This window comes from Corallococcus sp. CA049B (assembly GCF_003611685.1).
GTDB classification, from domain to species: domain Bacteria; phylum Myxococcota; class Myxococcia; order Myxococcales; family Myxococcaceae; genus Corallococcus; species Corallococcus coralloides.
This window is the reverse complement of the sequence record NZ_RAWC01000167.1, coordinates 1-20,125: the sequence shown is the minus strand read 5'-3', so window position 1 is coordinate 20,125 and position 20,125 is coordinate 1. Positions and strand designations below refer to the sequence as shown.

Annotated in this window: 12 protein-coding genes and 1 pseudogene; 11 read left to right on the top strand and 2 right to left on the bottom strand. The window is 67.8% G+C overall.

The features are described 5' to 3' along the window. On the bottom strand, positions 1-2,152 hold a 2,152-nt coding region (locus tag D7W82_RS28540; RefSeq protein WP_233587987.1), incomplete at its 3' end, for an ATP-binding protein. A gap of 110 nt (positions 2,153-2,262) precedes the next feature. Here D7W82_RS28540 and D7W82_RS28535 point away from each other — a divergent pair. The 7 genes from D7W82_RS28535 to D7W82_RS28505 all read left to right on the top strand — a co-directional run bounded on the left by D7W82_RS28535 (position 2,263) and on the right by D7W82_RS28505 (position 13,950). Next, complete coding sequence (locus tag D7W82_RS28535) at positions 2,263-4,701, top strand: transglycosylase SLT domain-containing protein (protein WP_120621362.1); 2,439 nt, start codon at positions 2,263-2,265, stop codon at positions 4,699-4,701. Positions 4,702-4,995: 294 nt separating this feature from the next. Next, on the top strand, positions 4,996-6,333 hold the full coding sequence (locus D7W82_RS28530; protein WP_158617748.1) for an amino acid permease: 1,338 nt from the start codon (positions 4,996-4,998) through the stop codon (positions 6,331-6,333). A 62-nt stretch (positions 6,334-6,395) separates the two neighbouring features. Continuing rightward, the gene (locus D7W82_RS28525; protein ID WP_120621360.1) at positions 6,396-7,841 is read left to right on the top strand and encodes a hypothetical protein; all 1,446 of its coding nucleotides are present in this window, start codon (positions 6,396-6,398) and stop codon (positions 7,839-7,841) included. A gap of 151 nt (positions 7,842-7,992) precedes the next feature. Next, positions 7,993-9,141 carry a hypothetical protein gene (locus D7W82_RS28520; RefSeq protein WP_120621359.1) on the top strand — a complete coding sequence of 383 codons (1,149 nt, stop codon included), beginning with the start codon at positions 7,993-7,995 and terminating at the stop codon, positions 9,139-9,141. Positions 9,142-9,155: 14 nt separating this feature from the next. Continuing rightward, the gene (locus D7W82_RS28515) at positions 9,156-10,190 is read left to right on the top strand and encodes a serine/threonine-protein kinase (protein ID WP_120621358.1); all 1,035 of its coding nucleotides are present in this window, start codon (positions 9,156-9,158) and stop codon (positions 10,188-10,190) included. A gap of 25 nt (positions 10,191-10,215) precedes the next feature. Next, on the top strand, positions 10,216-10,596 hold the full coding sequence (locus D7W82_RS28510; RefSeq protein ID WP_120621357.1) for a VOC family protein: 381 nt from the start codon (positions 10,216-10,218) through the stop codon (positions 10,594-10,596). A gap of 786 nt (positions 10,597-11,382) precedes the next feature. Beyond that, complete coding sequence (locus D7W82_RS28505; protein WP_120621356.1) at positions 11,383-13,950, top strand: CARDB domain-containing protein; 2,568 nt, start codon at positions 11,383-11,385, stop codon at positions 13,948-13,950. Between the two features lie 452 nt (positions 13,951-14,402). On the opposite strand, the pseudogene D7W82_RS28500 reads toward D7W82_RS28505, so the two are convergent. Then, a pseudogene (locus D7W82_RS28500) lies at positions 14,403-15,629 on the bottom strand (IS3 family transposase). Positions 15,630-15,845: 216 nt separating this feature from the next. Here D7W82_RS28500 and selA point away from each other — a divergent pair. The 4 genes from selA to D7W82_RS42410 all read left to right on the top strand — a co-directional run. Further along, positions 15,846-17,240: an L-seryl-tRNA(Sec) selenium transferase gene (gene selA / locus D7W82_RS28495; protein WP_120621355.1), complete on the top strand. Its 1,395-nt coding sequence runs from the start codon at positions 15,846-15,848 to the stop codon at positions 17,238-17,240. Next, positions 17,237-17,830: an HNH endonuclease gene (locus D7W82_RS28490; protein WP_120621354.1), complete on the top strand. Its 594-nt coding sequence runs from the start codon at positions 17,237-17,239 to the stop codon at positions 17,828-17,830. Before selA ends, D7W82_RS28490 begins: the two co-directional genes overlap by 4 nt. A gap of 122 nt (positions 17,831-17,952) precedes the next feature. Continuing rightward, on the top strand, positions 17,953-18,999 hold the full coding sequence (locus tag D7W82_RS28485) for a P-loop NTPase (RefSeq protein ID WP_233587986.1): 1,047 nt from the start codon (positions 17,953-17,955) through the stop codon (positions 18,997-18,999). Beyond that, on the top strand, positions 18,996-20,125 hold a 1,130-nt coding region (locus D7W82_RS42410), incomplete at its 3' end, for a J domain-containing protein (RefSeq protein ID WP_158617747.1). The genes D7W82_RS28485 and D7W82_RS42410, both read left to right, overlap by 4 nt.

Below are 20,125 nucleotides of genomic sequence, written 5' to 3'. Positions count from 1 at the left end.
GGGCGGGCTGGGAGGGGCGCGTGGGCGGCACGGGCGTGCCGTCCGGCAGCGCGCCCTCCACCGGCTCGGAGGGGAGCGCCGGCAGGCGGATGACGAACGCGGTGCCTTCGCCCACCTTGCTCTGCACGCTGATGCTGCCGCCGTGGTTCTTCACGATGCGCTGGCAGATGGCGAGCCCCAGGCCCGTGCCCTTCTGCTTCGTCGTGAAGAAGGGCACGAAGATGTGCGGCTGTTGATCCGCCGGGATGCCCGGGCCGGTGTCGGAGACGCGCACCTCCACGAACTCGCCGCCCGCGCTGCGCAGGTCGCCGAAGCGCTCCGGCTTCTCCGTGCGCACCGTGATGCGGCCCGGCTGCGGCCCCAGCGCCTGCACCGCGTTCTGCACCAGGTTGATCAGCACCTGCTTGAGCTGCTCCGCGTCACCTTCCGCGCGCGGCAGGCGCAGGTCCAGCTCCACCGCCAGCTCCGCCGTGGGCGGCATGTCGTTCTGGATGAGCCGCATCGTGCGCGTCACCACCTCGTTGAGGTCGGTGGGCCCGAAGTTCTGCTTCAGCGGGCGCGAGTAGTCCAAAAACGCCGTCACCACGCCGTTGAGCCGGTTGACCTCCTCCACGATGACGTCCAGGAACTCGCCGTCCTCGCCCGGCAGCTTCTTCGGATCCAGGCACTGCGCCGCGCCCTTGATGGCGCCCAGCGGGTTGCGGATTTCGTGCGCCAGGCCCGCCGCCATCTCACCCAGCGCCGCCAGGCGGTCCCGCTCGCGGATCTTCTCGTACAGCTTGGAGTTCTCCAGCACCGTCGCCATCCGCTCGGAGACCTCCAGGATGAGCGCGATTTCATCCGACGCGTAGGCCTCCGGCACCCGTTCGTCCCACAGGTTCAGGAAGCCGATGACCCGGTCGTTTCCCATCAGCGGCACGCTGATGCCGGCCTTCATCTGGAGCAGCGCGGCGCGCGTGTCGTTGAGCCGCTTCAGCTCGTCGCGGAAGCGCTTGCCCTCCACCGCCTGCACCCGCATCACGGAGATGCGCCGCTCGATGTTCTCCAGCAGCACCGCCTTCTGCCCGCTGGCCACCGCGAAGAGCACGCCGCGCGCGGCCGCAGTGTCCAGCAGCGCCACCGGCAGGGGCCCGCGCGAGTCCAGGAGCCGGTAGCCCGGCCGGTCCTCCGCCATCAGGTACACCGACGCGTGCGTCACGCGCCCCGTCTCGTGCAGCGCGTCCAGCACCACGCGCGCCAGTTCTGAAATTTCGATGACGGACGCCATGCGCACGCGCAGGGTGCTCAGCGTGCCCAGCAGCGCGAAGCGCTCGCGGAAGAAGATGCGCACCACCATCTCCTCCACCTTGGTGCGCAGCGGATCCAACAAGATGAGGATGACGAACGCGGCCACCACCGTGTTGAAGACGAAGAGCGACGTGTTCTCGTCCACCCACGCCGTCAGCACCGTGAACACCGACGCCAGGATGATGGCCAGCACCGTCTGCGAGGCGATCTTCCCCAACAGCTCGTGCAGGTCCATCAGCCGCAGCCGCAGCAGCGTCTGCGCGAGGAAGAACAGGTAGAGCGTCGCGAAGACCGGGCCCAGCGTGGGGAACGGGATGTCGTTGCGCGACAGGAAGTCCAGCCCGTTGAACAGCACCGCCGCGCCCGCGCCAATGGCCAGGTACGCCAGCCGGAACTGCTCGATGCGCGACTCCGTCGTGCGCACCCGGTGCACCAGCAAGGACACGGAAGTGAACAACGTGCCCAGCACCCAGGCGCCCAGCGCCAGACGGGCCCATGGTTTGTCCGCCAGGGGTGTAACGGCGACCGTCAGACCCAGCACGCCGGACAGGAGGGCGAGCCGCCGGCCGACCTGATGCGCTCCCTTGCTGACCCCCAGGAACTCGAGGAAGAAGGCGACCGCCGCCCCGGGCACCAGGGAGACGACGAGCACCGTCGCCCCGAGGGCGATTCGGGACACCCAGGGGTAGTCGAGGGAGGGGAAGATGCTGTGGAAGAAGAGGCTGAGGTAGTACCCGGCGACCGTCAGGGTGAAGACGGAGTAGAGCGTGAGGACCCGGGGCCGTCCGGGGCGCAACAACATGGACACGCCCAGCGCCAGACCGATGATGGAAGCGAGCAGTGCGCTTTGGGTGCGGATATCCATGTGCAGGCGGACAGTCTAACCTCTGTCAGGGGCTGGAAATTTTCCAACCATCCCCAGTTGTCCTCGGGCGTGCCCGAGTGCATCTCCCAGGGTCCCCGAGGCCCCCGCGAATGAAAGTGTCCCTCCAGCATCTCGCCCTCCTCGCCTCCGCGGCGCTGTTGTCCGCGCAGGCTCCCGCCCCCGCGGTCCCCAGCACGGCGCCGGCCGCCACGGCCCCGGCTCCCCCTGTCCCGGCTCCCAGCGACGACACGGATCAGGCCCCCACGACGCGCACCGGCAACGCGCCGTCGGAGGCGCAGCTGACGCCGCCGCCGGACGCGGACAAGGCGCCGTTGCCGGTGGGCTACGTGCAGGTGTTCAACCCGGCCTTCCCGGGGATCGTGCCGCCCACGCCGGTGGTGCACCGCGGGCGCCGCTACGGGCTGGAGGACCTGACGCCGTACTTCGCGGACGGCAAGAAGAAGGACGCGAAGGACGCGTTCGACAAGGGCCAGTACACCAAGGCGCGCGCGCTGCTGGAGGGTGAAGGGGACAGCCCGCCGGTGCGCTACCTGCGCGCGCTCTCCGCGGTGCGCTCCGGGGACGACAAGTCGGCGGCGACGGAGATGGCGGCGCTCGCCAACGACTACCCGGCGCTGAAGGACCGCTGCCTCACGCACGCGGGCGTGGCGCTGGAGTCCCAGGGCCGGCTGGATGACGCGGCGGCCAGCTTCAAGCAGGTGCCGGAGGGCTCGCGCATGTACGTGGACGCGCGCCTGGGCCTGGCGCGCGTGCTGCGCAAGAAGAAGGACTACGACGGCGCCATGGAGGCGCTGACGCCGCTCACCCAGCGCATGATGACGGGCTGGGGCCGCAACGTGGGCGCGGAGGCGCTCATCGCCACGGCGGACCTGGCGGTGGAGAAGAAGGACAAGGCGGCGGAGAAGGCCGCGCTGTGGAAGCTGTGGGCCGCGCAGCCGCTGTCGCCCATCGTCAAGCAGGTGGAGAAGCGCCTCAAGGGGCAGACGCCGCCCGTGGACGCCAAGGTGGGCCGCGCGGAGGCGCTCATCGAAGCGCACCGCAACAAGCAGGGCATGGCCATCCTGGAGCCGATGCTCAAGACGCTGAAGCTGCCGGACACGCTCGCGTGCCGTGCGCACTTCGCGTTCGGCAAGGGGCAGCGCAAGGAGCGCCAGCACACCGCCGCCATCCAGATCCTCACGCCGGTGGTGGAGCAGTGCAAGGACCGCGACCTCCTGGCCCGCGCGCTGTACGTGCTCGGCTCGTCGCGCTCCATCGTGGATCAGCAGCGCGGCACGGACACCTACGAGCGGCTGGCGAAGGAGTTCCCGGACCACTCGTTCGCGGACGACGCGCTCTTCTACGCGGCCGACCTGTACGTGAAGACGAACCGCCCCAAGGAGGCCATGGCGCGCCTGGATGAGGTCGCGCGGCTGTACCCCAAGGGCGACTTCCTGGGCGAGGCGCTCTTCAAGGCCTTCTGGGTGGCGCGCACGTCGAAGGTGGAGGACGGAGGCTTCTCCTTCCTGGATCGCATCGAGGAGCAGTTCGCCAACGCGGACGAGTCCTACGACGTGGAGCGCGCGCGCTACTGGCGGGCGCGCACGCTGGAGGAGCGCGGCAACATCCAGGGCGCCGCGGAGCTGATGGAGAAGCTCGCGGTGGAGCACCCGGCCACGTACTACGGCCTGATGGCGCGCTCGAAGCTGGGCGAGCTGGACCCCAAGCGGCTGGAGGCCGTGTCCGCGTCCATCTTCGACGTGCCGGAGGCCGCCAGCCCCTGGCCGATGTTCGCGGGCCCCATGGGGGACGACCCCCACTTCCGCGCGGGCGTGGAGCTCTTGCGCCTGGGCTTCGCGGACTCCGTGCCGTCGGAGCTGATGCTGGTCAACCGCGCCAACCAGCCGCCGGAGTCCATGCGGCTCCTGGTGATGGTGCTGTCGCAGTCCGGCGACGCGCGCTCGGCGCACGCCATCGCTCGGCTGGCGCTGCGCAAGGACCTGAGCGGGCGCATCACCCCGCAGACCCGTCCGGTGTGGGAGGTGGCCTATCCCAACGCGTTCCGCGACCTGATTGAGAAGCACACCGCGCCCGCGGGCGTGGAGCCGGACCTGCTTCAGGCGCTGATGCGCGAGGAGAGCGCGTTGGACCCCAAGGCCCTGTCCTGGGCCGGCGCGCTGGGCCTCACGCAGCTGATGCCCTCCACGGCGAAGGGCGTGGCGCGCGAGCTCAAGGTGAAGCACTTCACCGTGGACTCGCTGCTCCAGCCGGAGCTGAACATCCGCTTCGGCGCGCACTACCTGGGCGGGCTGATCAAGAAGTTCAAGGGCCACACGCCCTACGCGGTGGGCAGCTACAACGCGGGCTCCGGCGCGGTGAACCGCTGGCGCTCGGCCAAGCCGGACCTGGCGCTGGATGCGTGGGTGGAGGAGATCCCCATCGCGGAGACGCGCGGCTACATCAAGCGCGTGCTGCGCTCCTACAACACCTACCAGCTGCTCTACGGCCGCGCGCCCAAGGTGCCGGTGATGCCGAGCGCATCGCGTTGACACGGGAGGGCGGGCTCGCGAAGGCGCCGCCTCCTGCTGCTTCGATTCGATCCCCGTCGGGGGGGCGGCAAAAGGAATGACAATCAACGCTCGGGCCGGCTGAGAGTGCGAGGGACTGCTCTGCACACCGCCTTGCGATGGGACGAACTTTCACTCGCGTATTTCGGGTGAGGCCGCGTTCTTGCCGCGGGGCGGAGTCAGTGACAACTCCCTGGCGAAAGGTGGCCCGCCATGGATGTGCCGTCCGCTGAGACTCGCGCGAGCCGTCCGGGTCGGAGAATGAGTTGGCCCGCGATGGGGCTGTTGTCGGCGTCGGCCGTCATCAACCTGACCAACGTCGCGGCGATGTCCGAGTATGGGCTGGGGTCGGTGGTGCTGTACATCCTCCCCGCACTGGTCTTCCTGCTGCCCGCGGCCTTCACCGCCGCCGAGTTGGGCAGCACCTGGCCTGGAGGCGTCTTCACGTGGGTGCACGAAGCGCTGGGTGAGAAGTGGGCGTTCTGCGCCGCGTGGCAGCAGTGGGTGCAGAACATCATCTTCTATCCCCTGCTGTTGTCCTTCGCCGCGGGCAACCTCGCGTATATCGTGTCGCCCGCTCTCGCGCTCAACGGCCCCTTCAACGGCGCCTTCGTGCTGGTGGGTTTCGGCCTGTGCGCCGCGGTGGCCCTGCACGGCGTGGGTCACGCCTCGCGCTTCTCCGTATGGGGCGTGGTGCTCGGCATTGTCATCCCCACGACCCTGCTGACACTGCTGGCCGTGGCGTACCTCCTCGGCGGCCACGCCTCGGCCACGCCGCTGGAGGCGAGTCATCTCCTGCCGCCGTGGTCCGGTATCGGCGGGCTGGTGCTCGTGGTGGGCAACTTCCTCGCATACGGCGGCGTGGAGGTGAGCGCGGTGCACGTCCGGGAGATGAAGGACGCGCGCCATGGCTATCCGAAGGCCATGGTGCTGATGGCGCTGCTCGCCACGCTCATCTTCGTTTTCTCCACGCTGGGCGTCGCCGTGGCCGTCCAGCACAAGCGGCTGGACTTGAGCGCGGGCCTCATCCAGGCCTTCGAGACATACCTGGACGTGTATGGCTTGAAGCGGATGGCTTCGGTCTTCGCGCTGCTGTTCCTGATCGCCGCGCTGGGCACGGTGCTCACCTGGATGCTGGGCCCCAACCACAGCCTGTTGCTGGTGGGGCGCAAGGGCTTGCTGCCGCCGCTCTTCCAGCGCACCAACAGCCATGGCACTCCCACGGCGCTCCTGGCGACGCAAGGAGTGCTGGTGGCGCTGCTCGCCCTGGCGTTCTTCATCGCGAAGGACGTCAATCAGGTCTATTGGGCGCTCGCCGCCATGACGACACAGCTCTACATCCCCATGTATGGATTGCTGTTCGTGTCGGCGCTCAAGCTGCGTCGCACGCGTCCCGAAATCCCGCGAGGCTACCGGGCGCCCGCGCTGCCGCTGCTCGCCTGTGTGGGAATCGTGTCCTCCGCCCTGGCCTTCATCGTGGGCTTCGTGCCGCCCAAGCAACTCAAGGTGGAACAACCCATCGCCTATGTGGCGAACCTGGCGGGGCTGGTCTTCATCCTGGGCGTCGTGCTCTACGCGCGCCGGAAGCCAGAGTGGCGGCAGCCGGGTCCGTAGGCCCCCGCTGATTCGTGAATTCCTTGTAGAGGGAGGGGCGGGCCGTGGTTTCGTAGGCCGCCATGTCCACCCTCCGAACGAAAATCGCTCCCCTCGCGGTCGCGCTGTTCACGCTGGTGGGCCTGTGTCTTCCGGCTGAAGCCGAGGCGCAGGCCTGGTCGCTGACGAACGCGCAGCGGCAGGCGTTCCTGCGCTACTACGCGCCGGTCATCTTCAAGCGCGCGAACGGCAACGGGAACGAGCACGGCTACGACTGGCTGACGAACTTCGACTTCGACCAGGACGGGGACTTCTCCAACAACAAGCTGCACTGGAAGCAGATCAACCAGTACGTGGATGCGTCGCGCGTGGGGCCTGGCGCGTTCGACCGGTGGCGCATCCGGCCGACGCTGTACACGTCGCTGATCGAGTTCATGGACGGGGGCAAGAACCTCGTCCTCGTGTATCACCTGTATCACGCGCTGGATAAGAACGCGGCGGGCAACTGGCAGCTCCACGACTGGGAGCGCGTCGAGCTCCAGATTCGCAACGTGGTGGGCAACCCGGGCAGCGGGGAGTCCGTGGCGTTCGCGGTGGTGACACAGCACAAGCGCAACGTGGTGCGCCGGGCGGGCAGCGGCGACCTCCAGTTCATGCAGACGGGCACGGGCAGCCACCTGCTCATCTGGCAGGCGGAGTGGTCCGACAAGCTGCTGGCGCCGCACGGGCAGGAGCTGCGCTTCGTGACGGATCCGTATTCGTTCTTCGCGGGCCGGATGGCGTCCGGGGGGAAGGCGGAGGCGGACGTGAACAACGACGACGGGCGCAAGAAGCTGCACTACGTGTTCGTGCCGGAGGACGACGGGGCGGCGGTTGCGGCGTTCAACGCGCAGCCGGTGCGGTACTCGACGGCGGACGCGCTGGCCAGCCGCTACGACAACGGGGACTCGGCCAACTGGCCCGCGGTGAAGCGCGTCACGTACGAGCTGCAGGACCTGGCGGACATCCTCCCCACGCACTGGGAGCACGGGGGCTATGCGACGCACTGGCTGCCGGACGAGCCCCAGTTCTTCTTCCTGGAGAGCCCGGTGGTGAATGAGGCGGGGCAGGCGGAGGTGAGCGTGGGGATGCAGCGCTTCTTCTCCAAGACGCGCGACGTGGAGGGGCAGGACGACCGCGAGGGCTACCCGTCGAAGAAGTGGTTCTTCGGCACGTTCGAGCTGAACGACAAGGCGTCCGACACGGGCGGCGGCGGGTCCAGCGCGTTCCATGACAAGTCATGGGCGGGCACGGTGGTGGACTCGCGGGGGCAGACGCGCATGAGCGCCAGCGGCTACCCGGCGTCCGTGAACTCATACTGGTGGCAACACGACTACTTCGTGCACTCGGGCGTGACGGACGACACGGACGGGCGGGAGCAGGGCTTCTGGCTGCAGGGTGGGTGGTACCTGCCTCAGAACGGCGGGTTTGACGGACGCTGGGTGCAGCTCTTCGGCGACCGGCCAGGCAAGGAGTCCGGCGAGGACTGAATTGGTCCTGATTGCCGTGCGGGGGGCAGAGCGAGAAGCGCGGCTCATGCCCTCTTGCGAATAGGTCCGAGAAGGGGACCCGGGGTGGCGGTGGGCTGGTAGGGTTGCTGCGCAGTTCCACCCCCCCTCGTTTGCGTGAAGGAAACACGCCATGAGCCAGCCCAGCGCCCCCAGCCCTCAACAGATAGACCTCAACCGCACCGCCGTGGAGATCGCCCCCGAGACCTTTTGGGTCGGGAAGCGCGAGCCCGGCGGCATCTTCTTCGCGAACCCGTTCCTGCGCCGCTTTCGGGGCACGGATCCACGGACGGCGAAACCCGCCGAGTTCAACCTCCTCATCGACCCCGGGTCGAGCAGCGACTTCTCCACCATCCACACGAAGGTGGTGTCGCTGATTGGCGGGATGGACCGCCTGTCCGCGCTCTTCATCAACCACCAGGATCCGGACGTGGGTTCGTCCGCGAACATCATCTCGGCGCGCTACTCGCCGCGCGCGAGCATCCTGTGCTCCGAGGACACCTGGCGGCTCATCGTCCACTTCAACCTGCCGCGCAATCGCTTCATCCCGACGGAGAAGTTCTCGCAGGGGTTGAGCGTGCCCACGGGGCACAAGCTGTTGCCGGTGCCGTCGCCGTTCTGCCACTTCCGGGGCGCGGTGATGCTCTACGACCCTCAGACGCGGGTGCTCTTCACGGGGGACCTCTTCGGAGGCCTCACGGACAGCAAGGCGCAGGGCCTGTGGGCGGACGAGTCCGACTGGAATGGCATCCGGGCGTTCCACCAGATCTACATGCCGGTGAACTCGGCGCTGGTGCGCGCGGTGGCGGCCATCCGGAAGCTCACGCCCGCGGTGGAGATGATCGCCCCGCAGCACGGCCGCATCATCCGGGGCAAGCTGGTGCAGCAGTTCCTGGAGCGCATGGAGCGGCTGCAGGTGGGCCTGGACATCATCGACGAGGCGCAGGACCGCACGCACCTGCAGGCCTGGAACGCGGTGATTGACCGGGTGCTGAACCTGGCGCGCGGCTACCTGGGCGATTCGGTGGAGGCGAAGCTCACCGCGAGCGAACAGCTGTCGGACACGGCGAAGTTCAACGGCCAGCGGCTGGAGGTGGGCCGCATGGGCAAGTGGACGCTGGAGCACGTGGTGGAGGTGCTCTGCCAGGGCGAGCCCTCGGAGATTTCGGGCCCCATCATGGTGGAGGCCACGCTCGCCGCCGCGGAGTACAACCTGCCCACCCCCCACCTGGACCTCGAAGGCGCAGGCGCGCCCGCGCCCGTCTCGCTGCTGGAGCCGTGAGAGGGGAGGGCGGGGTGCATTCCAAGGACCGTGACAGCGGAGGATTGACCTACCTGGGCCCGGAGGCGCTGAACGCGCGGCCGGGCAACGCCGTGGCCGAGGATGGGTCCGAGCCGACGCTGCCGCAGGTGCGGACGCCCGTGTCTCCGGGGGGGACGTTGCTCCAGGGCGCGGTGACGCCCAGGCCTCCCGCGCCCGTGCACCAGGGGCTCGTCCCCGGGCAGGTGGTGGCGGGGCGCTACCGGGTGGAGAAGTGGCTGGGCGTGGGCGGCACGTCGGCGGTGTACCAGGCGCTGGATGTGAAGAAGCAGCAGCGCGTGGCGCTCAAGGTGCTGGCCGTGCCGTACGCCGACGAGGCGATGGTGACGCGCTTCCGCCAGGAGGTGGAGCACGCCCGGGCGCTGGAGCACGTGAACATCCTGCATGTGTTCGACGCGGGCTCGGACGGGGAGAGGCATTACCTGACGGTGGAGCTGCTGGAGGGGCAGGACTTGCGGCAGGTGATGCAGGAGGGGCGCCCCAGGCTGGCCAATGCCTTGCGGTGGCTGACGCACGCGACGGTCGCGCTGGAGCACGCGCATGCGCGCGGGGTACTGCACCGGGACGTGAAGCCCGGGAACCTGTTCATCACGCGCACGGGCGTGCTGAAGCTGATGGATTTCGGGCTCGCGAAGAGCGCGCATGTGATGGGGAACACGGCGCAGGGGGCGACGCTGGGGACGCCGGAGTACATGGCACCGGAGCAGGTGAAGGGGACGGAGGTGTCGTCGGCCACGGACCTGTATGCGCTGGGAGTGGTGGCGTATGAGCTGCTCACCGGGCAGCTGCCGTTCCGGCATGCGCAGCCTGTTCCGCTGATGCTGATGCATGTGCAGGAGACGCCCGTGCCTCCGAGGAAGCGGCGTCCAGAGCTGCCGGAAGCGTTCGAGCAGGTCGTCCTCAAGCTGATGCGGAAGCAGCCCGAGGAGCGTTACGCGAGCGCCACGGTGCTGCGCGCTGAACTGGCGAAGCTGTGGCCGCTGGCACTCCAGCAGGGGCGCGCGTTATAGGAGGCTCCTTGCCCAGGGGGCCTCCATGTCTGTCAAATTCAACCACACGATCATCCACGCGAAGGACAAGGTCTCGTCCGCGCAATTCCTCGCGGAGTTGCTCGGGCTTCCGGAGCCCACGCCGTTCGGGCACTTCCAGGTGGTGAAGCTGACGGACGGCGCGTCGCTCGACTACGTCAGCACCCAGGACGCGATCCACGGGCAGCACTACGCATTCCTGGTGACGGAGGAGGTCTTCGATTCGCTGATCGCGAAGATCCGCGACCGGAAGATTCAGCACTGGGCCGACCCGCGCGGCCAGCATGAGAACCAGATCAACACCCATGACGGAGGCCGTGGGGTCTACTTCCAGGACCCCAACGGTCACTACATGGAGGCCATCACTGTGCCCTATGGCGGCTGGTGAAATCTGTAGGCACTAGGAGAATAGTGCTGTGTACGAGACCGCATTGCGAGGGTAGGCCCTTGTGCTCGCTGGTCCACTTCGGGGCGGGGGAGGCTACCATTGCTGCCGTTGGATGTGCCTAAGCTGCAGTTTGAGCCGTATCACTCGTGCCCGGTAGTGACACTGCATGGCCACGGCTTGGTGGTGGCGTCGCCAGCGACTCCACGCCAGGACATGCGCCAGTGGAGCCACGGTCCACCGCAGGAGTAAATGCAGCAGTCCTCGCGCTTCCTGGATGGAGTAGCGAGCGAGGGCCGTCAGTGGATGCCGCGCCGAGCGAGAAATACACACATGGAATTTCTTCACCTCGGCAGGCCGAGGGCTTTGGGGGGCAAGCCCTGCTGAGATTGCAGGTTGGCGATGACACGCGCGGCGGCAAGGCAGACATGGGCCAGCGCCTACCGCCTCCAGTTCCGTTTCGAGACGGCCAACCAGCCGGGCTTCCGGCGCCGGCGCCTCAGTGGCCGATGGCTGCTGCATGGGAAGGCTCACTCCTCCCCGCCTGCTTCTTCAACAGAAAGGGGACTGCGGAACCTTCCGAACTCCATCTGTAGGATTAAACCGTCTGTCCACGGATCCCGGGCAATTTTAACGTGTCTCGCGAGCGACTAGACAACCGCGAGGCGCTCACGTTGCGTGCTGTCAGTTGCCTTGGCTGATGAGGTTACGAACAGCCTCATCGTAGGCTCGCGTCCTTCACAAATTGAGCGTGGCACCTCCATCCTCAGTGAAGGAGGAGCATTTGCCATGGCCGACGTCGACCTGAAGATATCCAAGAAAAAACTCTTCGTAGGCTCGTACCTCAGGGTTCCAGTCCGCATCAACCCGAAGACCGGTCTCCAGATGGAGAACCTGGACTTCACTGTGCGGGAGGGCCCTCCGGGAGGTCAGGTTTCGGTCTCCCAAGAGGGGAATGCTCAGGACGTCGCTCCGAGCATCATGCTTCTGGTCGGATTCCAACCCGGCAAATATGTCCTGCAGGCGCTGATGAAAGGGACCCCCACCGTTGTGGGAGAGGCGCCCTTTCGGGTCGATGCGCTCTGGCGGGATGAGCAGAGGGGGCCGCCCCGTTGGTTTGACGGACAGGGGACCGGGTTCGCGGCAGGTGCGGCATGGGGCGGGGGCCCGGCGGGCCCACAGAACCTCAGCGTGGTTCCGGCAACGGGGACTCGGCGCATTGCCATCCTGCTGGTGGACACCAGCAGCCAGCGCTTCACCACCGACGCCGCGACGCTGCAGGCCCACCGCGATCGCTGGCTCAATGAGGTCATCAACGGGGTGACGGATGGAGGGGTAACGCGCAGCGCGCGACAGTACTACCAGGAAGTCTCCTACGGAGCGTTCGACCTCTCGGCCGAGGTCTTCGGCCCGGTTGAACTCCCCGGCAGCTACGACGACTACTTCAACGCGGATAACACGCCCAAGGGCACCTATTTTCAGGCCTGCTTCACGGCCGGCGATGGGCTCATCAACTACAACAATTTCGATACCCTGTTGTGCGTGTCGCAGCCGGTGACGGGAGCCACGCCCAGGGCCGCTTGGCCCTATGCCTCCATTGGCAACTGGGGGCCCTACACGACGGCCGAGGGAAACAAGAACGCCGGAGTCATCTCCATGCCCAACGAGTGGGGTGTAGTCGGCGACCGGGAAATCCATGAGTCTCTGGCGCACGAACTAGGGCACAACCTGGGGCTGGGCGACCAATACACGCCATCGGTTCCCGGGAGGAATCCGGGAGCCTGGGAGATGATGCACTCCGACGATCCCTTCCCCCACTTCTCGCTCGCCCATCGGATGATGCTGGGATGGGTACCGGCCTCGGCGGTGCAGAGCTTCAACTTTGTCTCCATGGGTGTGCCGGTGGATCAGACCATCACCCTGCACCCGTCAGAAGCGGCGACGCTGCCGGCGGGACGCAAGCGGGGCATCGAGGTGCGCCTCGCCGATGGCTGGAACTACTATTTCGAGTACCGCTCCGGTCAGGTAACGCAGATCGCCGACCGAAACCTGCCCACCAATAGTCGGGTGCTCGGCACGGACGTGGTGTCGGGGCCCTACTCTCCCCCCATCGCACGTCCGGCCATCCTGCTCCTGAACAACGACGGTGACGGGGATGGAAGCGTGCTGGGCAACGGTCAGGACTATGAGGAGACGGACACGACGGACCCGGTCTTCCCCACCGACTTCCGCGTGGATGTGAGTGGAGAGGACGGCACGAAGGCCGACGTGCGCATCCTCTACGGGGTGAACAGCCGTCCAGACCCTTCCATCCGGCCTTGGCCGGCTGGCCCGGATCAGCAGTGGCAGAGCCCAGACATCGAGGTGCGCAACGTGCGCAACCAAGCGGATTCCGCTTGGTTCAATGTGCCCTGGGAGGGCAACACGAACACGGTGATCGCCCGGGTGAAGAACAACGGCTCTTTGGATGCGCCTAGCGTGCGGGTCAACTTCTTCGTGAAGGGCTACGGCATTGGAGGCATTCCGGAGACTTTCCTCGGAAGCGATGTGCGCAATATCCCGGCGGGAGCCACGGTCGAGTTTTCCTCCACCTGGACACCTCCCAGCAATGGGCACTTCTGCGTCATCGCCCGCATTCCCCTGTACCAGAACCCCACCAACCCCTCCGTCGTGGAGATGACAGAGTTCAACAACCTAGCGCAGTCAAACTACGACCGGTTCATCTCCAAGACCGCCTCTCCTGCTACTCGGGAGGTAAGCTTCATTGAGGTTGGCAATCCGTACCAGATGCCGGCCCGCATCTTCATCGTCGCCGGGCAGAGTAATCCCGCCTACCGCACCTATCTGGAGACAGCGTGGCTGACGCTGGATCCTGGAGAGACGCGCCGGGTAAGGGTGATGTACGAGTTCTCATTCGATCCACGTCAGCCTCCGAAGGACCCGCGTGAGCGTGGCATCTTCCGGGAGTTCGGGGACAAGCCCAACAACGTGGGTCTGACGGCGTTCATTGAGGATCCCCGCGACACCCCGCGCCATGCCATCCAGGTGTTGGGGGGGGCGCAGGCGCAGGTGGCCACCGGACGCGCCACGCGGTTCGAAGACCTCGATGTGCGGGAGAACGCTGTCCAAGGCAGTATCGTCACGGTCGATGACGGCAAACCCGTCCAAGGAGGGAAGGTCATTATCAGTTTGACCACTGGCCGGGGAACGAAGCAGGAGAAGACGTACCACACCCTCAAAGTGGTCGAAGGCCGGTTCAATTCCCAGATATTCATGGTGGTGGGGGCCACAGTCGCTGCCTATTACGTGCCAATGGAGGGCTTCGCGGATTGCACTAGCGAGTTCGTACGCCTCTAATCCTATAGATGGAGTTCGGAAGGTTCCGCAGTCCCCTTTCTGTTGAAGAAGCAGGCGGGGAGGAGTGAGCCTTCCCATGCAGCAGCCATCGGCCACTGAGGCGCCGGCGCCGGAAGCCCGGCTGGTTGGCCGTCTCGAAACGGAGCTGGAGGCGGTAGGCGCTGGCCCATGTCTGCCTTGCCGCCGCGCGTGTCATCGCCAACCTGCAATCTCAGCAGGGCTTGCCCCCCAAAGCCCTCGGCCTGCCGAGGTGAAGAAATTCCATGTGTGTATTTCTCGCTCGGCGCGGCATCCACTGACGGCCCTCGCTCGCTACTCCATCCAGGAAGCGCGAGGACTGCTGCATTTACTCCTGCGGTGGACCGTGGCTCCACTGGCGCATGTCCTGGCGTGGAGTCGCTGGCGACGCCACTGTACCGCACCAGATTGTTGAGACACCAAGTTGGTCGTAATCAGGCCGCTTGCTTCTGCAGCAACTCCCGCCGGGCCTGACTCGGCGAGAGGAAGTGGTGGCGCTCCAGCAGCCAGTGCTCGGTGAGCCCACTCCAGCAGGGCCCGCCGGAGTTCCTCCACGGTGGCGAAGGTGCGCACCCAGAGCAGTTGCTCCTTGAGGGTGCGGATGAAGCGCTCGGCGCAGCCGTTGCCCTCGGGACCGCGGACGAAGGACGGGCTGGACGCGGCGCCCAGGAAGCGCAGCTCGTCCTGGAAGGCGTTGGAGGCGTACTGGCTGCCGTTGTCGTGGCGGATGGACAGCCCCGTCGCCACGCCCCGGCCGTACGCACCGAAGCGCGCCTTGACGCCCTGACGGATGGGCTCGAGGGCCGCGAAGCGGGTGCCCACCTTGGCCGCGTGGACGCCGACGCACTCGGAGGTGCCGTGGTCGATGGCGATGAAGACGGTGGCCTGGCCCTCCAGCGTCGTCACCGTGCAGGTGGCATCGGTGCCCCACATGACGTCGGGCTTGTCCGTGGTGAGGGTGCCGTCGTGGTTGCGCGGCCCCAGCACCCGGCGGGCCCTGCCCGGTGCCAGCAGCCCTGCCTCGCGCATCCGTCGCAGGCAGCGGGCCTTCGACGTGCGCACGCCCTGGGCGCGAAGCCGGGCCCACACCTGGCGGTGCCCCTCGCCCAGAAACGGGGAGGCGGACAGCACGCCGCGGATGGCCTCCAGCAGCGCCTCGTCCGTCAGCGCCGTCTTGGGGCCACGCCGGGCTGACGCAGGCAGCGCTGCCCGCCGACGGGCGCGGTGCCGGTACACCGTGGCGCGAGGCACGCGCCAGGTGGCCGCCACGAGCGCCAGTCCGTACTGCTTGCCGCTGGAAGGCGAGAGACTGGCGCTCATCCTCTCGACTTCCTCCATGGAAAACCCGGGGCGTTGCCCTCCAGCAGCCGGGCCTTCTCCGCCAGCAACTCGTTCTTCATCATCAGCTCGCCCACCATGGCCTTGAGCCGCAGCACCTCGTCGTCCGCTGCTTCCGGCCCGCGGCTCTTGAGGTTCGCCTCGGCCCCGGCCAGAACCTTCTCCCGCCACTCGCCCAACGCCGCTGCCGTGACGCCCAGCTCCCGGGAGAGTGCGTCGAGTTCCTCTCCCTTGAGCAGCCGGAGAACGGCCTCCTTCTTCCGCTTCGCAGAGAACCGGCCGCGCTCCGCCGTCCTGTCCTGCTTCTGCTTCTTCACATCCACCTCACAAGGGGGAGGCTATCCCCCAGAAAGGTGTCTCAGGAAATACTGGGGCGGAGGACCACCACCAAGCCGTGGCCATGCAGTGTCACTACCGGGCACGAGTGATACGGCTCAAACTGCAGCTGTAGGACTACGCGGCATCGTTGCGCGCATTACGCGTCCAAGCGTAGAGCCCATGGATAACCCAGAAACACTGCACCTGGTACGATGCGTCCAATGGGCGCTGCGTCAAACTCCCCGGATGGCAAGAACGCACTGCTTCGCGGCCTTCCCTCCATCGAACAACTCCTGCGACGACCGTCGCTGGAGTCCCGGCTCGCGAACCTTCCCCATGCCCGCGCGGTCGCGGCGCTGCGGCTCGCTGTCGAACGCGTGCGCTCCCGGCTCCTGGCTGGTGACCTGCGTCCCTTCGAGGACGCGGATGTGGAGGAGGCGCTCGCGTCGCTGGCCACGCCGAACCTCCGGCGCGTGATCAACGCCACCGGCGTCGTGCTCCACACGAACCTCGGCCGCGCACCCCTGGCTCCCGAAGCCGTGGAGCGCGTCGTAGCCGTGGCCCGGGGTTACTCCAACCTCGAGTACGACCTGGACGAAGGCGAACGGGGCAGCCGCTATGCACCGCTCATCGACCTCCTGCGCACGCTCACCGGCGCGGAGGACGCCATCGTCGTCAACAACTGCGCGGGCGCGGTGCTCCTCACCCTCGCCGCCCTCGCCTCCGGCCGCGAATGCGTCGTGTCCCGCGGCGAGCTCGTGGAAATCGGCGGCGGCTTCCGTATCCCGGACGTCATGCGCCAGTCCGGCGCGAAGCTCATCGAAGTCGGCACCACCAACCGCACCCGGCGCGCGGACTACGCCAACGCGATGAGCCCGGACACCGGCCTCATCGTGAAGGTCCACCGCTCCAACTTCGCGCTCGTGGGCTTCACGGAAGAGGCGTCCCTCGCGGAGCTCACCGAACTGGGGCGCTCCCGTGACGTGCCCGTGTTCCAGGACCTGGGCTCCGGCGCGCTCGTGCCCCTCTCTGGCCCGGGCCTCACCCCGGAGCCCACCGTGGGACAGGCCATCCGGGACGGCGCGGACGTCGTGGCCTTCTCCGGCGACAAGCTGCTCGGCGGCCCCCAGGCGGGCGTCATCGTCGGCCGCTCGGACCTGCTTCAGCGCATCAAATCCCACCCGCTCACACGTGCGCTGCGTGTCGACAAGATGACGGTCGCGGCCCTGGAGGCGACGCTGGAGCTGTACCGGGATGGCCGCGCGGACGCGGTCCCCACCCAAAGCCTGCTCACCCAGCAACCGGCTTTGTTGCAAGCCCGTGCCGAACGCCTGGCGGCACTGCTCGCGGCGAGCGGCGTCGAGGGCCGCGTGGTGTCCGTGGACGGACAAGTAGGTGGAGGTGCCATGCCGCTGTCCCGGTTGCCTTCCTACGCTTGCAGCCTCACCGTAGAAGCGCCGAAAGTATTCCTGGAACGTCTGCGCGAAGCCGAGGTGCCGGTTATTGGCAGGATTGCGGATGACGAGGTCGTTCTCGACGTCCGGTGTCTCTCAGAGGAGGACCTGGGGCAGGTCGCGCTGGCTGTGGCGGCCGCCCGTTCGGGAAGCCAGCCATGATCAACAGCGCCGTGCTCGTTTTAAACCGGTACTACCAACCGGTTCACGTGACGTCAGTCAAACGGGCTTTTTCCCTGCTGTATCAGGGCGTCGCCAAAGCCATCGACGAGCAGTACCGCCTGTATGAGTTCGAGGACTGGGCCGCCCTCAGCGCCACCCAGGACAGCATCACCACCATCGACCGCACCATCCGCGTGCCGCGCGTCCTGGTGCTCGGCGCGTATGACCACCTGCCGCGCGCCAAGGTGCGCTTCTCGCGCCTCAACATCTACGCGCGCGACAACGACACCTGCCAGTACTGCGCGAAGCAGCTGCCCCGCAGCGAGCTCAACCTGGACCACGTCAGCCCGCGCACCCAGGGCGGCAAGACGACGTGGGAGAATGTCGTGTGCTCCTGCGTGCCCTGCAACCTGAAGAAGGGGGGGCGCACTCCAGATCAGGCCGGGATGCGGCTGCTCAAGAAGCCCGTGCGACCGCGCTGGACGCCGCTGTTCCGCGGCGCCATCCGGAAGATCACCTACCGGGAGTGGCTGCCGTTCCTGCACCTCGCGGACGTGTCGTACTGGAACGTCGAGCTGCTCGACGAGTGACAGCGAACGGCTCCCCGGCCGCCTGCTCCCCGAGCCTCCGGGCCCCGGGGCGCGGGCTCCGGGCGCTTCCGGGCCGGCCGTGAAATGGCGGGGTGTCGACTCGGGCGGTAGGACGGGCTTTGATGCGAGCCTTCGTGAAGCCCGCCCCCTTGCCTCCATCCGCTCCCGCCTCACTGGCTGGCACCTCGCCGCGTGCTGGCAATGACGTGTCGCCCTCGGGCCCCGCGGGGCTCGCCCGGCGTTCCCGCGCGGCGCGGATCATCGCGGTGGGCGGCGGCAAGGGCGGCATCGGCAAGTCGATGGTGTCCGCCAACCTGGGCGTCGCGCTCGCGCAGGCAGGCCAGAAGGTGCTGCTCGTGGACGCCGACCTGGGGGGCGCCAACCTGCACACCTGCCTGGGCGTGGGCCCTCCGGAGTCCACGCTGTCGGACTTCCTGCGGCGCGGGAAGGCGAGCCTCGAAGAGGTGATGGTCTCCACCGGCGTGCCCGGCCTGTCGCTGATCGCCGGCGCGCAGGACTCGCTGGACGCGGCGAACCTCAAGTACGCGCAGAAGCAGAAGCTCCTGCGCACGCTGCTGTCGCAGACGACGGCGGACTACCTCATCCTGGACCTGGGCGCGGGCACCAGCTTCAACACGCTCGACTTCTTCCTCATCGCGGACCACGGCCTGCTCGTCGTGCTGCCGGAGCCCACGTCCGTGGAGAACGCGTACCGCTTCGTCAAGGCGGCCTTCTTCCGCAAGCTCCAGCAGACAGAGGCGCGCTACGGCATCCAGGACATGGTCGAGGGCGCGCTGTCCACCCGCGAGGGCGGCCTGCGGACGCTGCACGACATCGTCGCGCAGGTGCGGCGCAAGGCCCCCTCGGACGCGGAGCGGCTGGAGCGCGAGCTGGCGGCGTTCCACGTGCGGCTCGTCGTGAACCAGGCGCGCACGGACGCGGATGAGAAGGTCGGCTCCGCGATGGTGTCCGCGTGGAAGAAGTTCTTCGGCATCGACATGGATGACCTGGGCGCCCTGCGCCACGACGATGAAGCGTGGCGTGCGGTGCGCAAGCGCAAGCCGGTGCTCCTCGAGCGGCCCGACTCGCCCGTGTCCCAGGGACTCCAGCGCATCGCCGCTCGCATCCTGACGCTCGACGGCCTTTCCCCCGAGTCCGCCATCCCATGAAGCCCTTCGCGCAGCAGACCTACTACGAGCTCCTGGAGGTGCCGCCCACGGCCACCGACGAGGAGATCCGCGCGGCCCACCAGCGCCTGATGGAGCTGTATTCGCCGGATTCCATCGCGGTGTACGCGCTGGGGGATCCGGAGCAGGTGGAAGCGCTGCGTGAACGGATGAACGAAGCGATGGAGATGCTCACCGACGCGGACCTGCGCGTCGAGTATGACCGCTCCATCGGGCTGTCCACGGAGCGGCTCGCGAAGGCCGCCGCGACGGCGGAGGCCGCGGACAAGGTGGACTCGGCCGCGCGTGTCGCGGAGGCTCTGGCCACCGCGGCCGCGGCGCTGGCGAAGGCCGCGGGTGCGGTGGATGCCGAAAGGCTGGAGGCGGAGTCGCGACTGAAGGCCGCGACGTCCGTGAACGACAATGAAGGGGAGGCGCCTCGCGCGAGCGGGCCGCCTGGAAAGAGCGAGGAGCGGATGCGGGGTGAGGAGTCGAAGCGGCAGGAGTCCTCGGGGATGGACGCTCCAGGCGTGCCCTCCGAGCCGGTGATGGTGGGGGGCGTGGCGGTGGTGGAGGCCTTCCGTGCCTCGTTCACCCGGAGCCTGTCGTTCGTCTACGTCCCCGCGAGTCCGCTGCGCGGCCAGGGCAGGGGAGCCACCGAAGCACCGGCCCCCGCCGTGGACGTGAAGTCCTCCGGCGCCGAGAACGCGCCGGCTGCTTCCGAACCCAAGGTCGAGGCACCCAGCCCCGTCGAGAGCACTGCCTCCGCGGTCGCGTCCCCAGCGGAAGCCGTGTCTCCGGCCGGATCCGCTTCCGTGCCCGCGAGCTCCGCTGTCGAGCCCCCGGTGGCGGAGGAGCCCGCCGCTGCTCCTGCGGCGGAGGCCGTGCCGGATCGCGTGGACGCGCTCGAAGTCCCTGTTGCCTCCACGGCCACAGAGGCTCCGGCTCCCCAGCCCGCGGCGGACACCGGTGCGGAGGCTGCGACGCCCACTCCGGAAGCCAGCGCCACGCCTGTCGCCGCGTCCCAGGCCCCTGAGGCCGGATCCGTGGCCTCCAGCCCCGCGCCCGTGGCGGACACCTCGGCATCGGCGGCCGTGACGCCCACCCAGGGCGAGTCGGATCCGAACCC